At 26.3% G+C, this 15,277-nt stretch carries 18 protein-coding genes; 15 read left to right on the forward strand and 3 right to left on the reverse strand.

Going from position 1 to position 15,277, the window contains the following annotated elements:
* Window positions 1–6: 6 nt before the first annotated feature.
* The 4 genes from rsgA (at window position 7) to E0D94_RS08000 (ending at window position 2,471) form a co-directional block, all read left to right on the forward strand.
* Window positions 7–882 (forward strand): ribosome small subunit-dependent GTPase A, encoded by an 876-nt coding sequence (gene rsgA, locus E0D94_RS07985; RefSeq protein WP_130806846.1) that lies wholly within the window; start codon window positions 7–9, stop codon window positions 880–882.
* Between the two features lies 1 nt (window position 883).
* Complete coding sequence (rpe, locus tag E0D94_RS07990) at window positions 884–1,549, forward strand: ribulose-phosphate 3-epimerase (protein ID WP_130806848.1); 666 nt, start codon at window positions 884–886, stop codon at window positions 1,547–1,549.
* Between the two features lie 24 nt (window positions 1,550–1,573).
* A complete protein-coding gene (locus E0D94_RS07995) occupies window positions 1,574–2,218 on the forward strand; it encodes a thiamine diphosphokinase (protein WP_165442905.1) in 645 nt (214 codons plus the stop codon).
* 73 nt (window positions 2,219–2,291) lie between these two features.
* Window positions 2,292–2,471 carry a hypothetical protein gene (locus E0D94_RS08000; RefSeq protein WP_130806852.1) on the forward strand — a complete coding sequence of 60 codons (180 nt, stop codon included), beginning with the start codon at window positions 2,292–2,294 and terminating at the stop codon, window positions 2,469–2,471.
* Window positions 2,472–2,520: 49 nt separating this feature from the next.
* On the opposite strand, the gene rpmB is transcribed toward E0D94_RS08000, so the two are convergent.
* Window positions 2,521–2,712, reverse strand: coding sequence for a 50S ribosomal protein L28 (gene rpmB, locus E0D94_RS08005; protein ID WP_130806854.1), 192 nt, complete (start codon window positions 2,710–2,712; stop codon window positions 2,521–2,523).
* 188 nt (window positions 2,713–2,900) lie between these two features.
* On the opposite strand from rpmB, the gene E0D94_RS08010 reads away from it, so the two are divergent.
* From E0D94_RS08010 to E0D94_RS08035, 6 genes are all read left to right on the forward strand, one after another.
* Entirely contained in the window at window positions 2,901–3,257 is a 357-nt protein-coding gene (locus E0D94_RS08010) for an Asp23/Gls24 family envelope stress response protein (RefSeq protein ID WP_130806858.1), read from the forward strand.
* An 18-nt stretch (window positions 3,258–3,275) separates the two neighbouring features.
* Window positions 3,276–4,886 carry a DAK2 domain-containing protein gene (locus E0D94_RS08015; RefSeq protein WP_130806860.1) on the forward strand — a complete coding sequence of 537 codons (1,611 nt, stop codon included), beginning with the start codon at window positions 3,276–3,278 and terminating at the stop codon, window positions 4,884–4,886.
* 95 nt (window positions 4,887–4,981) lie between these two features.
* The gene (recG, locus tag E0D94_RS08020) at window positions 4,982–7,039 is read left to right on the forward strand and encodes an ATP-dependent DNA helicase RecG (RefSeq protein ID WP_130806862.1); all 2,058 of its coding nucleotides are present in this window, start codon (window positions 4,982–4,984) and stop codon (window positions 7,037–7,039) included.
* Window positions 7,040–7,279: 240 nt separating this feature from the next.
* Window positions 7,280–7,831 (forward strand): 16S rRNA (guanine(966)-N(2))-methyltransferase RsmD, encoded by a 552-nt coding sequence (rsmD, locus tag E0D94_RS08025; RefSeq protein ID WP_130806864.1) that lies wholly within the window; start codon window positions 7,280–7,282, stop codon window positions 7,829–7,831.
* 2 nt (window positions 7,832–7,833) lie between these two features.
* Window positions 7,834–8,316 carry a pantetheine-phosphate adenylyltransferase gene (coaD, locus tag E0D94_RS08030; protein WP_130806866.1) on the forward strand — a complete coding sequence of 161 codons (483 nt, stop codon included), beginning with the start codon at window positions 7,834–7,836 and terminating at the stop codon, window positions 8,314–8,316.
* On the forward strand, window positions 8,316–8,759 hold the full coding sequence (locus E0D94_RS08035) for an ATP synthase subunit B family protein (RefSeq protein WP_130806868.1): 444 nt from the start codon (window positions 8,316–8,318) through the stop codon (window positions 8,757–8,759). Before coaD ends, E0D94_RS08035 begins: the two co-directional genes overlap by 1 nt.
* A gap of 4 nt (window positions 8,760–8,763) precedes the next feature.
* Here E0D94_RS08035 and ylbJ read toward each other — a convergent pair whose 3' ends face one another.
* Window positions 8,764–10,032 carry a sporulation integral membrane protein YlbJ gene (gene ylbJ, locus E0D94_RS08040; protein ID WP_130806869.1) on the reverse strand — a complete coding sequence of 423 codons (1,269 nt, stop codon included), beginning with the start codon at window positions 10,030–10,032 and terminating at the stop codon, window positions 8,764–8,766.
* A gap of 50 nt (window positions 10,033–10,082) precedes the next feature.
* A complete protein-coding gene (locus tag E0D94_RS08045; protein WP_130806871.1) occupies window positions 10,083–11,306 on the reverse strand; it encodes a nucleotidyltransferase in 1,224 nt (407 codons plus the stop codon).
* A gap of 200 nt (window positions 11,307–11,506) precedes the next feature.
* Here E0D94_RS08045 and E0D94_RS08050 point away from each other — a divergent pair, with 200 nt between their 5' ends.
* The 5 genes from E0D94_RS08050 (at window position 11,507) to plsX (ending at window position 15,276) form a co-directional block, all read left to right on the forward strand.
* Window positions 11,507–12,697: an acetate kinase gene (locus E0D94_RS08050; RefSeq protein ID WP_130806873.1), complete on the forward strand. Its 1,191-nt coding sequence runs from the start codon at window positions 11,507–11,509 to the stop codon at window positions 12,695–12,697.
* An 84-nt stretch (window positions 12,698–12,781) separates the two neighbouring features.
* Window positions 12,782–13,288 carry a YceD family protein gene (locus E0D94_RS08055; RefSeq protein WP_130806876.1) on the forward strand — a complete coding sequence of 169 codons (507 nt, stop codon included), beginning with the start codon at window positions 12,782–12,784 and terminating at the stop codon, window positions 13,286–13,288.
* Between the two features lie 13 nt (window positions 13,289–13,301).
* Window positions 13,302–13,481 carry a 50S ribosomal protein L32 gene (gene rpmF / locus E0D94_RS08060; RefSeq protein ID WP_130806878.1) on the forward strand — a complete coding sequence of 60 codons (180 nt, stop codon included), beginning with the start codon at window positions 13,302–13,304 and terminating at the stop codon, window positions 13,479–13,481.
* Window positions 13,482–13,712: 231 nt separating this feature from the next.
* Window positions 13,713–14,270, forward strand: a complete 558-nt coding sequence (gene fapR / locus E0D94_RS08065) for a transcription factor FapR (RefSeq protein WP_130806881.1) — start codon at window positions 13,713–13,715, stop codon at window positions 14,268–14,270.
* A gap of 10 nt (window positions 14,271–14,280) precedes the next feature.
* Window positions 14,281–15,276: a phosphate acyltransferase PlsX gene (plsX, locus tag E0D94_RS08070; RefSeq protein ID WP_130806883.1), complete on the forward strand. Its 996-nt coding sequence runs from the start codon at window positions 14,281–14,283 to the stop codon at window positions 15,274–15,276.
* Window position 15,277: the final 1 nt, after the last annotated feature.

The raw sequence follows: 15,277 nt of genomic DNA on the forward strand, positions 1-15,277 counted from the left end.
AATTAAATGATAGAAGGTATAATAATTAAAGGAATTGGTGGATTATATTATGTAGATACAGATAAAGGAATTTTTGAATGTAAAGCTAGAGGACTATTTAGAAAAGAAAAAATAAAGCCTTTAGTTGGAGATAATGTTTTAATTGATTTAAATGACATTGATAATACAGGATATATAATGGAAATTAAATCAAGAAATACAGAATTAATAAGACCACCAGTTGCAAATGTAAACCAATCAATTATAGTATTTTCTCTAAAAAACCCTAAACCTAATTTATGGTTATTAGATAGATTTCTTATTTTATCAGAAAAGGAAAAATTAAATGCAATTATAGTTTTTAATAAAATTGATTTAATTTCTGATGACGTTTTAGAATCCATTAGTAAAATCTATGAAAATACTGGATATAAAATAATAAAGACTAGTACAAAATCGAAAGAAGGAATAAATGATTTAAAGGAAATATTAAAATATAGTATTTCCGTCTTTGCTGGTCCTTCAGGAGTAGGAAAATCTTCTCTTTTAAATGAGATAGAACCTGATTTGAAATTACAAACAGGAGATATAAGTGCTAAAACTAAAAGAGGAAAACATACTACAAGAAGCTCAAGCCTACTTGAACTTAGTTTTGGAGGCTTTGTAGTTGATACTCCTGGGTTTAGTTCTTTGGACTTAAGCTTTATAAAAGAAGAAAACTTAGAAATTTTTTTTCCTGAAATTAATAAGGAAAGTTTATACTGTAAATTTAATGATTGTAAACATAATAAAGAACCAGGGTGTAATGTTAAAAAATCTGTTAAAGAGGGTAAAATAAGTAAAGAAAGATATGAAAATTATTTATCCTTTTTATCTGAGATAAAAAAATCTAGGAGGTATTAATATGTATAAAATTTCACCATCAATACTTTCGGCAGATTTTAGTAATATTAAAGAAGATATACTTAAAACTGTTGAAGGTGGAGCTGATTATATTCATTTAGATGTAATGGATGGATTATTTGTGCCAAATATAACTTTTGGAGCTCCTGTTATTAAAAAATTGAGAAAGATAACAAAAAAAACTTTTGATGTACATCTTATGATTGAAAAACCAGAAAGGTTTATTGAAGACTTTAAAGATGCTGGAGCCGATATAATAACTGTACATCAAGAAGCATCTATTCATCTTCATAGGACAATTACTCAAATTAAATCATTAGGATTAAAAGCAGGAGTTTCTTTGAATCCAGCAACTCCTATTGAAACAATAAAGCATTTATTAAATGATATAGATATGATTTTAATAATGACTGTAAACCCAGGCTTTGGTGGACAAGGTCTTATAAAAGAAATGAAAGAAAAAGTTATGGAGCTAAGAGCTATTATAGACGAAAATAATTTAGATATTGATATACAAGTTGATGGTGGCGTTAAATTAGACAATATAGAAGAACTTAAAAGCTGGGGAGCGAATATATTTGTAGTTGGATCTGGCATATTTAAAGCAGAAGATATTGAATTAGAAACTAAAAAATATAAACAAAAATTGATACAAAAAGACTCTTAACTAAGAGTCTTTTTAAGAATAGAGGTGTTTATTATTAGAATTCTTGTAATAGGTGGAGGAAAATTCATAAAAGAAGATATTGCTAAATCAATTATAAATGAATGTGATATTATTATTGCAGCAGATGGAGCAGGTAAATATTTATATGATTTAGATGTAATGCCTGATATGTTAGTTGGAGATTTTGACACATTAGAAAAAAATATATTAGATTTTTATAAAAGAAAAAAAGTGAATATATGTGAATTTTCTCCAATAAAAGATAAGTCGGATTTAGAACTTTCCATTGACTTAGCGATGGAAAATAATCCCAAAGAAATAATTATAATAGGAGCCCTTGGAACTAGAATGGATCATTCTTTGTCTAATATTATGTTGCTATTTCATATTTTAGATAAAAATATTAATGTGAAGTTGATAGATAACAATAATGAAATAATACCTATAAAAGATGAAATTATAATAGATAGTGGAAAATATGAATATGTATCATTATTACCAATATTTGATGACTTAGAGGGAGTAGAACTTAAAGGTTTTGAATATGAATCTGATAATTTATATATAAAAAAATCATCTACACTTGGTATAAGTAATGAGATTAAAAAAGATAAAGCAAGTATTAAGATTAAATCTGGTAAAGGCCTAGTTATATTATCCAATGATTAAATTTTCTATTTGTAACTAAATAACAATAAGATTAATATACTGTAATATAACATCCTTATAGGAGGGTTATATTATGAGAAAATTTATGAAAAAATATCATTGTCATAGGAATAAATATAATAAAATAATAGGTATTGTTTTAGGTGTTATGGGTATGATAATTATTATTCAAGTAGTACCTGTAGCTATTTGGCTTTTAATATTAGGGGTATTGTGTTTAATTCTTGGATGGTCATTTTTTAGAATGTGGTAAAGTAAAATTTTTATAATAGAAAATGGCTTCCTCAGGAAGCCATCATGTATTATAATGCTCTTTGTACTTTATCAGATCTTAAACATCTAGTACATACATTTATTCTTTTAGGTGTACCGTCTACTATTGCTTTAACTTTTCTAATATTCGGACTCCAAGTTCTCTTTGTGTGATGCTTAGAGAATGTTACATTATTTCCACTTACTTTACCTTTTCCACATACTTCACAGTATTTAGCCATTTATAAAACACCTCCTAACTTCTAATGGTTCAAGAAGCCATTTACTAAACATCAATATTTTAACACAAATATAATAAGTATTGCAATACAAAGTTTTAAAATTTCATTTTTAACTTAATGTCAAGTTGAAGATTGTAGAATAATAATGTAAAATATATATATAGTAAAGTATAAAAGGAGGCTAAAAGATGCCTGGAAAAATTAATAATCAATATGGTACTATTAATATCGATGATAATGTATTAGCTTCTGTTGCTGGTATGTCAGCTATGGAGTGCTATGGGCTTGTAGGTATGGCAATTAAAAATGCTAAGGATGGATTGGTCGAATTATTAAGACGTGAACATTTAACTAAAGGTGTAAAAGTATATTCTGATGACGATAAATTAATAATTGACTTATATATAGTAGTACAATTTGGAATTAAGATTTCAGTTGTAGCAAACAATATTATTGATAAAGTGAAATATAACATAGAAAGCTTAACTGGCATGAAAGTAGATAAAGTAAATATCCATGTTCAAAGTGTTAGAGTTCAAAAGTAGAGTTAGGAGGAAGTAATTTTGAAAATTGAATATTTAGACAGCACGATTGCTAAAAAAGCCTTTGTTAATGCTGCTAATAAATTAGATAAAAATAAAGAGGTAGTAAATGAATTAAATGTTTTCCCTGTGCCAGATGGTGATACAGGAACTAATATGTCGCTTACCATGCAATCAGCAATAAAACATATAAGAAATAATAATGCAAATACAATAGATGAAATAGCAAAAGCGGCTTCAAGTGGTTCTTTGATGGGGGCACGTGGAAACTCTGGGGTTATATTATCACAATTACTCAGAGGGTTTAGTAAAGGGCTTAGAGGCAAAGAAAAAATAGATGTACCTATTTTAGCTAATGCATTTAAACATGCAACTGAAACGGCATATAAGGCTGTTATGAAACCTATAGAAGGTACTATTTTGACAGTTGCTAGAGAATCTTCTGAAAAAGCTGAAGAACTAATAGGAAAAGAAGAAGACATAATATCATTTTTAGAACAAGTAATACTAGCTGGAGAAGATGCACTAAGAAGAACTCCAGAGATGTTAGATGTTCTTAAAAAAGCAGGAGTAGTTGATGCGGGAGGAAAAGGACTTATATATATATTAAAAGGTGCTCTAGAAGCTATATCAGGTAAAATAGTAGAATTGAGTAATGAAGAATTTGAAAAAAAGGAAATTCAAATTCATGAGGCTCATGATAATGATACTGAGATAAAGTTCGGATATTGTACTGAATTTATAATCAAGAAGACAGACATAGAACCTAATGAATTTAGAAACTATATATCTAAATATGGAGATTCAATGTTAGTTGTAGGTTCTGATGAAATGATTAAAGTTCACATCCATACAAATAATCCTGGAGAAGTTTTAGAAGAAGCTTTAAAAAATGGTGAATTAATAGACATTAAGATTGATAATATGCGATATCAACATGAAAATAGAGTTGTAAGTGGAAAAGATAAAGAAATGAAAAAATATAGTTTTATAGCAATTTCAATGGGAGAAGGCATTAAAAATGTATTTGAAGATTTAAATGTAGACCATGTTATAACAGGTGGACAAACTATGAATCCAAGTACAGAAGATATATTATCTGCTATTGATAAAGTGGATGGAGAAAACATTATAATACTACCTAATAATAGTAATATTATATTAGCTGCAAATCAAGCAAAGGAATTAAGTGAAAGAAATATAGAAGTATTACCTACTAAAACTATTCCTCAAGGAATTTCTGCATTACTTGTATTTGATGAAGAAATAGGTTTAAATGATAATTTAGAAAATATGAAAGAAATTATAAATAATGTGAAAACTGGTCAAGTAACTTATGCAGTAAGAGATACAAATATAAATGATAAAGAAATAAAAAAAGATGATATAATGGGCATATCTGATGGTGATATTAAAACCGTTGGTAAAGACATAGATCAAGTTACTATTGATTTGTTAAAGGAAATGGTAACAGAAGATAATGATATAATTTCTCTGTTCTATGGTGAAGAAATAGATGAGGATAAAGCAAATAATTTAGCTGAAAAACTTCAAACTGAGTTTAATGGTGTAGATATTGAAACTATATATGGAGGTCAACCTTTATACTATTATTTGGTATCTGTTGAATAAAAGGAGATAGTTTTCTATCTCTTTTTATTATGATTTATTTAATACATTAAAATTGTATATTACTAAGTTTTATTTTATAGTTTAGAGGTGATAATATGAGTTTGGACAGTTCTATACAATATTTAAAAGGAGTAGGTCCAAAGAGAGCTGAAAAATTGAATAAATTAGGTATTTATACTATAAATGATTTAATTTATTATTTTCCCCGTGAGTATGATGATAGAAGGAAGACCAAAAAAATTAAAGATTTAATTAATAAAGAAAAAGTTACTTTAGAAGTAGCAGTTTCAGGTTCCTCTATTACATTAAGACCTAGAAAAAATATTACTATAACAAAAATACCTATAAAAGATGAAACTGGGATTTGCTATATGGTTTTTTTTAATAAGCCATATATAAATAAGGTTTTTAAAATAGGAGATAAGATTAAAGTAAATGGTAGAGTAGATATATCATATGGCAATGTGCAAATTCAAAATCCTATATATTCTAATTTAAGTGATAGTAATAATTTAAATAGTATAATGCCAATATACCCTTTAACAAATAAGTTAAGGAATAATGAAATTATAAAATTAATTAAAATATCATTACAAACTCAATTAGATAATATAGATGAAATCTTCACTTTAGATATGAGAAAAAATTTAAACTTAATTTCTATTGGAGAAGCTATTAAAAATATACATTTTCCAGAAGATAGAGAAAAATATAAGGCTTCTAAATATCGTATAGTATTTGAAGAATTCCTTATTTTACAATTAGGATTATTTTTTGTTAAGTCAAGATTGAATGAAAATAATAAAGGAATAGTGTTTACTAAAGAAGATAAAAGCAATGATTTTTTAAATTCATTACCTTTTAAGTTGACCAATGCACAATTAAAAGTTTTTGAAGAGATAAAAAATGATATGGAATCAGATAAAATAATGAATAGATTAGTTCAAGGAGATGTAGGCTCAGGTAAAACAATAATTGCAATACTTTCTATCTTAAAAGCTAAAACCTCTGGTTATCAATCAGTTATGATGGCACCGACTGAAATATTAGCTACTCAACATTATGAAGAAATTAATAAGTTGCTACATAGCTTTGATGTGAATTGTGAGTTGTTAGTTGGAAGTTTAACTCAAAAGAAAAAAGAGAAGATATTACAAATGGTTGAAAATGGTGAGATAGATATATTAGTAGGTACCCATGCTCTAATTCAAGATAGCGTTAACTTCAAGAAATTAGGTCTTGCAATTACTGATGAACAACATAGATTTGGTGTAAGACAAAGGGCTAAATTAACAGAAAAAGGAATTACTCCTGATGTGTTAGTAATGAGTGCAACTCCAATTCCTAGAACATTAGCAATGATATTATATGGAGATTTAGATATATCCATAATAGATGAGTTGCCTCCTGGAAGAAAGAAAATTGATACTTATTCAGTAAGTGATGATAAAAAAAATAGAGCATTTGAATTTTTAGAAAAGCAAATAGCTAAAGGAAGACAAGCGTATATTGTATGTCCCTTAGTAGAAGAATCTGAAAACTTAGATGTTAAATCTGCGACTGAAACATATGAAGAATTAAAAATGTTATATGGAGATAGATATAAAATAGGTTTACTTCATGGTAAAATGAAACCTAAAGAAAAAGATGAAATAATGAAACAGTTTAAAGAGAATATTATACAAATATTAATATCTACCACCGTAATCGAGGTTGGGGTAAATGTTGCTAATGCAAATATTATGATTGTAATAAATTCTGAAAGATTTGGACTTGCTCAACTTCATCAATTAAGAGGTAGAGTTGGTAGAGGAGAATATAAGTCATATTGTATATTAATAAATAAAGGTAAAAATAAAATTGCAAGAGAAAGAATGAGGATTATGGAAAAGACTTCTAATGGTTTTATAATTTCTGAAAAAGATTTAGAATTAAGGGGCCCTGGTGAATTTTTTGGAGTAAGACAGCATGGTATTCCAGAATTTAAATTAGCAAATATATTTACAGATATTAAAATTTTGAAAATTGCACAAAAAGTTTCACAAGATATATTAAAAGAAGATCCAAAACTAGAATTAACTAAAAATATAAAAATAAAAAATAAGGTTTATAAACTTATATCTGAAAAGTTGAATGATATCTCTTTTAATTGATAAAAATAAAAAAATAAATTAAAAGAAAGAAAAAATCTTTCTTTTAATTTATGATAAGATAGATGAAAAATATAATCATAGTTGAAAGTATTTTGAAATGGAAATAATATTTAATACCTATTTATTTTAACCTTTTTCAATAAAATTATTCTATTTTAAATTTACTTTGTATCAATTTAATTTATATGCTAAAATAAAGTAAAGCTAAATTAGAAATAAAGTAATATTGGAGGTTTGATTTTGAGAGTTATAACAGGAACTGCTAAAGGACATAAATTAAAAGCTCCAAAAGGAACTAATACTAGACCAACTACAGATAAAATGAAAGAAACATTATTTAATATAATAAATGTATATTCAGATGATATTGTATTAGATTTGTTTGCTGGAAGTGGATCAATTGGTATAGAATTTTTAAGTAGAGGAGCAGAAAAATGCTTTTTTATAGATAATGAAATTAATAGTTATAAGACTATAATAGAAAATCTAGAAAAAACTAATTTTAAAAATAAATCAGAGATCTATAAAATGAATTATAATAATGCTCTTAATCTTTTTAGAGATAAAAATATTAAGTTTCATTATATATTTTTAGATCCTCCATATAAAAAAAATTTAATTATTGAAAGTATAAAACTTATAGAAAAATATGATTTATTAACTGAAGATGGAGTAATAATAGCTGAACATGAAAAAGATTTAAATCTTAATATTTTTAATGAAAAATATAATATAAATATAAGAAATTATGGAGAAACATCCATATCTTTCTTTAAAATACAGGAGGCATAATTATGACAGTAATATATCCAGGTAGTTTTGATCCAGTAACTAATGGACATTTAGATATTATAAAAAGGGCAAGTAAAAAGTTTGATAAAATAATAGTAACAGTTTTAAATAACCCTTCAAAAAATTCATTGTTTAATGTTGAAGAGAGAGTTGAGTTATTAAAAAATACAACTAAAGATATTGAAAATGTAGAAATAGATAGCTTTGCTGGATTACTTATAGATTATGCTAAAAGTAAGGATGTTTCAATTATTTTAAAAGGGCTAAGAGCACTTTCTGATTTTGAGTATGAGTTTCAAATGGCTCTTACTAATACTATGTTAGATGAAGAATTAGAAACCTTCTTTTTAATGACAAGTAGTAAATACTCTTTTTTAAGTTCTTCTGTAGTAAAGGAAATAGCTAAATTTAATGGAGATGTAAGTAAATTAGTTCCAGAAATAGTAGAATATAATCTAAATAAAAAGTTGAAAGGTGATATATAATGGATTTATTAAAATTATTAAATGAAATTGAAGAGATATTAGAAGAAAGTTCCAGTATACCATTATCAGGTAAAATCATGGTGGACAAGCATGAAATTTTAGACGTTCTTAATGAAATAAGATCTAAATTACCAGATGAAATAAAACAAGCAGAATGGATTAGAGAAGAAAGACAAAGAATACTTGCTGAAGCACAAAAGGAGGCAGATACAGTAATACAAGAAGCAAGATTACATATAGAAGAAATGGTTGAAAGAGATGAAATAACTAAAAGAGCCCAGTTAAGAGCAGATGAAATTATTCAAAAGGCACAAAGTAATGCTAAAGATATAAGATTAGGTGGCAGAGAATACGCTGATGAATTATTAAAAACTGTACAAAGTCAATTAGAAGAGTTGCTTAAGACAGTTGATGAAAATAGAAATGAATTAAATGAAATGTAAGGACCTATTTAGGTCCTTTTAGTATGGCTTTATATATATTATAAAGTATAGATGATATAAGTGAAGATATAGTTAATAGAAAAAGTATGAATAGAATTATTTTAAATGATATATATATATGGTCAAAAAAATTTCTAAAGTAATTTGAACTGTTTTTAATTTTATAAGAATAATTAAAAACACTTATTGATTTAGTCATTATAGGGTTATAAAGAATCAGTGTAAAAGCTCCAGCAAGTAAACCATGCATTAATTTAGAAAAAATATATATTTTGTTATTTATATCTATTTTAGAAAAAAAACTTAAAGCTTGACTATGAATAGATATTCCACTCCATCCTATTAATATACTAACTAGAACATAAATATGTAAGCTGTTGCTTTCTATTGATTGTGAAAGAATTTTAGCACCATTAGTTATTTCTATAATTCCAAATAAAAATCCCTTAATTATATTTTCTTCAATAAAAACACCTATATTTTCTAATGACTTCATAATATAATAAACAATATTAAGTGAATTTAATGATTCTATAACTACTGAATAAAAAATAATGAAGCCACCAATTATTAGTATTGTATTCATTGCATCTTGCATTGCATCAGACATAATATTCCCAATATTTTTATCTTTTAAAAGATTATTATAAGAATGTTTTAAATTCTTTTTATAATCTATACTTATTTGGTGTCCCTTAACATTATATTTAAAGAATCTAAATATTAAACCTAATGTAATAGATCCAAGATAATGAGATAATATTAAAAGAAATCCTAATCTCTCATTATTAAACATACCTATAGAAACGGCTCCTATTATAAAGAGAGGTCCAGAAGTAGAAGCGAAAGAAGCAAGTCTTTGTGCTTCTATTTGAGAAATTTTATTTTCTAATCTTAATTTAGAGATTAATTTAGCTCCTACTGGATATCCAGAAGTTATACTCATTGCAAATACAAAAGCTCCCTCACCTGGAATATTAAATAAGGGACGCATTAAAGGACTAATTAATGTTCCTATAAAATTCACAAATCCTAATTGAATAGTTATTTCAGAAATTATAAAAAAAGGTAGAAGAGAAGGTAGTACAGTAAAAAACCAAACATCTATTCCTCTTAATGCGGCATCTATGGAATTTTTAGGATACAATACTATTAATATTATAAGAACAATAAATATAAATGGATATAATAAATTTTTAAATCTAAATAAATATTTTTTTTTAATTATAATATATAAAATAAAAAATATAATTAAATAGAATAAATAGTTCATAAGCGACCTCCATTTTACATCTATTTAATTATATTTAATTTGATACATAATTATGTTCTAATATAAGGAGAAATATAAAAATCAAAATTATTTTTTATATTTGTTTTATTGTTTACTCCTATAAAATATATATTTGATGCCTTTATATCTAAATCAAACATTTTATTTAGATTATTTTTTTTGAAGTCAGCTACTTTATTTATTATAGGTAAATTTGAATTAGATTTTATATTTTTCAGTATTTCAAAACCTTTTTTATTAGATCCTAAAACATGAATATAAAGTGGAAAATTATAAAATTGATCTTTTTTATAATTGATATCTAATAGTATATGAATTAAAATTCTTTGGATTCTAGTATAAGTATATCTTTTAGTTTTAATATTTTTTATTATATCTATTATATTATCAAATTTATTTGCAGCTTCTATTATTCTATTTTCAAGACCAATTTCTATATCTATAAATTCTTTCAAGTAATCCTTATCTATAGTTCTTAACTTATATATTAGAATATCATTAAAGTTAATCAATTGATTAAAAGAACTATAATTTGCTAAGTATTTTGATATATGTTTTTTACTATGAATAGGTAAAGAATAAGATGTTTCCTTATCGGAAATACCTTCAGAAATTAAAGATCTTCTTATTGCAGTAGCACTCGATATATTTCCAGTTAGAGTAATTTCATTATAATCTGAAATTATTCTTTTAATTGAGTGAGGTTTTATTGTGCTATTTAAGGTTATTAATGATTTTATATATTCTATTGCTAATATATTGTTAGGATTATTTATTATATTATCAATTTTATAATCATTAAAGATATTTTTTAAAGCTTCACTTCTTGCTTTAGGAAAAGACATCCCTTTATTTAAATGTTTTTTTAAGTGATATTTAAAATCTTTAGGTTCAGATCCTAATATTTTTGAAATTTTTATAAGAGATTCTAAATCATTTGTCTCACTTCCAAAGGATATATAATCTATAACGTTTAAAGAATCTAATAATTTAACAGCACCATATGAGAAATATTCAGCACTCATAGTAGAGTATAAAGTAGGTAACTCTAATACTAAATCAACACCAGCATCTACTGCCATCTTAGCTCGAGTCCATTTATCACATATAGCAGGCTCTCCTCTTTGGACAAAATTCCCACTCATCACAGCTACACTATAGTTACAGTTTGTTTCTAATTTAGATTGTTCTAGATGGTATTTATGACCATTATGAAAAGGGTTATATTCAGTAACAAGACCAACAATTTTCATTTTTTTCTCCTTTATTATATTTATTTTAATCAATACAGGTATAATAATTTGATTTTTTCATTAAAATATATTTGATTAAGTCTTATTTTATATTATAATAGTTATTAAGCTTGATATACAAATTATAATTTATATCTAGTTGATTTTTTAAATGTTTTATAATAACATTAGAATATAAAAAGTTTTTTAGGAGGATGAATATGAAAGTATTAGTAATTAATTGTGGTAGTTCTTCACTTAAATATCAATTAATAGATATGTCAAATGAAGAAGTTCTTGCTAAGGGATTAGCTGAAAGAATTGGAATTGAAGGAGCAAGAGTTAAGCATAAACCTACAGGAAAAGAAGAAGTATTAATTGAAAAGCCTATGAGTGATCATAAAAAAGCAATAGAGATTGTTTTAAATGCTTTAGTAGATTCAGACCATGGAGCTATAAGTTCTATGGATGAAATAAATGCAGTAGGTCATAGAGTAGTTCATGGAGGAGAAAAATTCTCAGAGTCTGTAATAATAGATGATAATGTGTTAAAAGCAATTGAAGAATGTTCAGAGCTTGCGCCATTACATAATCCACCAAATATTATGGGAATAAAAGCTTGTCAGGAATTAATGCCAAATACACCTATGGTTGCAGTGTTTGATACAGCATTCCATCAAACTATGCCTGAATCATCTTATATCTATCCTATTCCTTATGAGATGTATGAAAAATATGGAATAAGAAGATATGGTTTTCATGGAACATCACATAAATATGTAGCAAATAGAGCAGCAGATATGTTAGGAAAAGATATTAAAGATTTAAAAATTGTTACTTGTCATTTAGGAAATGGTGCAAGTGTTGCTGCTGTAAAAAATGGTAAGTCAATTGAAACTAGTATGGGATTCACTCCACTAGAAGGTCTTGCTATGGGAACTAGAAGTGGAGATATAGATCCAGCTATAATAGTATATTTAATGGAAAAAGAGAATATGACTATTGATGAAGTTAATACAATGCTAAATAAAAAGTCTGGAGTATTAGGAATATCAGGTGTAAGTAGTGACTTTAGAGACATTGAAGGTGCAGCTAGTGAAGGGAATCATAGAGCGCAATTAGCACTTGAAAAGTTTAATATGAGAGTTAAGAAATATATAGGTGCATATTCTGCTATAATGGATGGAATAGATGTATTAGTATTTACTGCTGGACTAGGTGAAAACTCATCTGAAACTAGACAAGAAATTTGTAAAGGATTAGAATTCATAGGAATAGATATAGATAAATCTAATAATAATGTTAGAGGTAAAGAGACAGAATTAAATAAAAAAGAAAGTAAAGTTAAAATTCTTCTTGTACCAACAAATGAAGAACTTATGATAGCAAGAGATACAAAATCTTTAGTTTAACATTTAAATCTGTAAACATAATAACTTGACAAAGTTATTATAAATTAATATAATTAGGGTTGGTCATAATAAGAGGTGAATAAAATGAAAGTTAACCTATCTAATCTTATAAACGGAAGCGATTATCAGATTGAATTAGATGATACATTTGAAATTAATGAGATTAAGACTGAGGGTAACCATATTAAATTTAATAAACCTGTAGAAGTTAATGGAGGAATATTTAATACAGACGACGGTATATATCTACAGGCTAAGGTTTCTTTTGAATATACAACTAGTTGTGCTAGATGTTTAAAAAATATTACTAAAAATGAAGATGCTATGCTTGATTATAAAATAGTATATGAAAATGATCAAGAAAACTCATCAGAAGATGAATTAATTTTAGAAAAAGGTAATATATTAAATTTAAATGAACCTATTATATCTTCTATATTGCTATCTTTACCTATGAAAACTATTTGTGATAATGAATGCAAAGGTATATGTCCTCAATGTGGAAAGGACTTAAACAAGGGTGATTGTAATTGTGAAGATGACAATATTGATCCTCGGTTGGCTAAACTGAAAAGATTAATGGATAAATAAGGAGGTGTTTTTAATGGCAGTACCAAAGCGTAAAACATCAAAATCAAAAAGAGATATGAGAAGAGCATCAAATTCTAAGGCTACAAGACCTAATTTGATGGAATGTCCTCAATGCCATGAGCCAAAATTACCACATAGAGTATGCTCTGCTTGTGGATATTACAAAAATAAAGAGGTTAAAGAAGTAAATTAATCAAAAGGTGGATACATATGTATCTACCTTTTTTATATATCTTTTTAATAAAGATAAATAGAATTGTAAGCTATCAGATAAATTTGTTATAATATACTAAGATGAAGTCATAATAATAAGTGTTAAAAATAAAAAATAATTGAAATTAATACTTGAAAAAAATAGTTTATTAATATATACTTACTATTAGTAACAGGTACTAATTTCAAGTCGTAACTTGAGGTGATAGTATTGAAAAAGCGTAAACCAAAGAAGGAGAGGCAAAAAGAATTAAAAGAAAAATTAATTGAAGATCCTTTTTGGACTGATGAAGAGTTAACTGAAGTTTTTAATGTAAGCATTCAAACCATAAGACTTGATAGATTGGAACTTGGGATTCCAGAGCTTAGGGAAAGAGTAAAGAATGTAGCTGAAAAAAATCATACAAAAGTTAGATCTATTGGAGGTAAAGAAATAGTAGGTGAACTTATTGATTTAGAGCTTGGTAATACTGGAATATCAATTCTTGAAACAACTAAAGACATGGCTTTTGAAAAAACTGATATTGTAAGAGGACATCATATATTTGCTCAAGCAGAGTCTATAGCAATGGCTGTAATAGATGCAGAAGTAGCTCTTACAGGTGTAGCAAATATTAAATACAATGAACCAGTAAAATCTGGTAGTAAATTAATTGCCAAAGCTGAGGTAGTAAGACAAAGGGCAAATAAATATTTTGTTCATGTATTTATATATGAATCTCAAAAGCAGGTTTTTAGAGGAAAATTTATTTTAGTATCTATGGAATAGGAGTGTTTATATGAAAATAGCAATTGATGCAATGGGTGGCGACAAAGGTGTTAGTATGACTGTTAAGGGAAGTGTAGATGCAGTAAATGAGTTTGATGTTAAAGTTATTCTTGTTGGCAACTCAGATATGATAAAAAAAGAATTAGATAAATATAATTATGATAAAGATAAAATTGACATCATAAATGCAAGTGAAGTTATAGAGAATACTGAAAAACCTGTAAAGGCCATAAGAAGAAAAAAAGATTCTTCTTTGGTTAAAGCATTAAAATTAGTAAAGGAAAAACAAGCAGATGCAGTTGTTTCTGCAGGTAGTACAGGTGCATTACTTGCTGGAGGATTATTTATCGTTGGAAGAATTAAAGGGATAGATAGACCAGCTTTATCTCCTGTATATCCTACTGAAAAAGGAGTGTCATTACTAATTGATGCAGGAGCAAATGTAGATTCAAAACCAAAAAATTTAGAACAATTTGCTATAATGGGTTCAATTTATGCTGATAAGGTTTTAAGTAGAAAAAATCCTACTGTAGGTCTTGTTAATATTGGTGAAGAGCAAGAAAAAGGTAATGAACTAACAAAAGAAAGTTATAAATTACTTGCTGAAAGCAATATAAATTTTTATGGAAATATTGAAGTAAGGGATATACCAAAAGGCTATTGTGATGTTTTAGTTTGTGATGGTTTTGTTGGAAATACAATACTAAAGTTAACAGAAGGATTAGCTTCTACAATTTTCTCATCTTTAAAAAAAGAGTTTATGAAAAACATTAAAACTAAATTAGGAGCTTTTTTATTAAAGGATGGGCTTAAAAGTTTAAAAAAACAAATAGATTATAGTGAATATGGTGGAGCGTTATTACTAGGTGTTAAAGGTGGAGTGATAAAAGCTCATGGAAGTTCAGATTCTAAAGCTTTTAAAAATGCAATAAAACAAGCTAAAATATTTACTGAAAATAATGTTGTAGAAATTATAGAAAATGAGATATTGAAAATGGAGGATTAAA

It is taken from the genome of Senegalia massiliensis (assembly GCF_900626135.1).
Lineage (GTDB): Bacteria > Bacillota > Clostridia > Tissierellales > SIT17 > Anaeromonas > Anaeromonas massiliensis.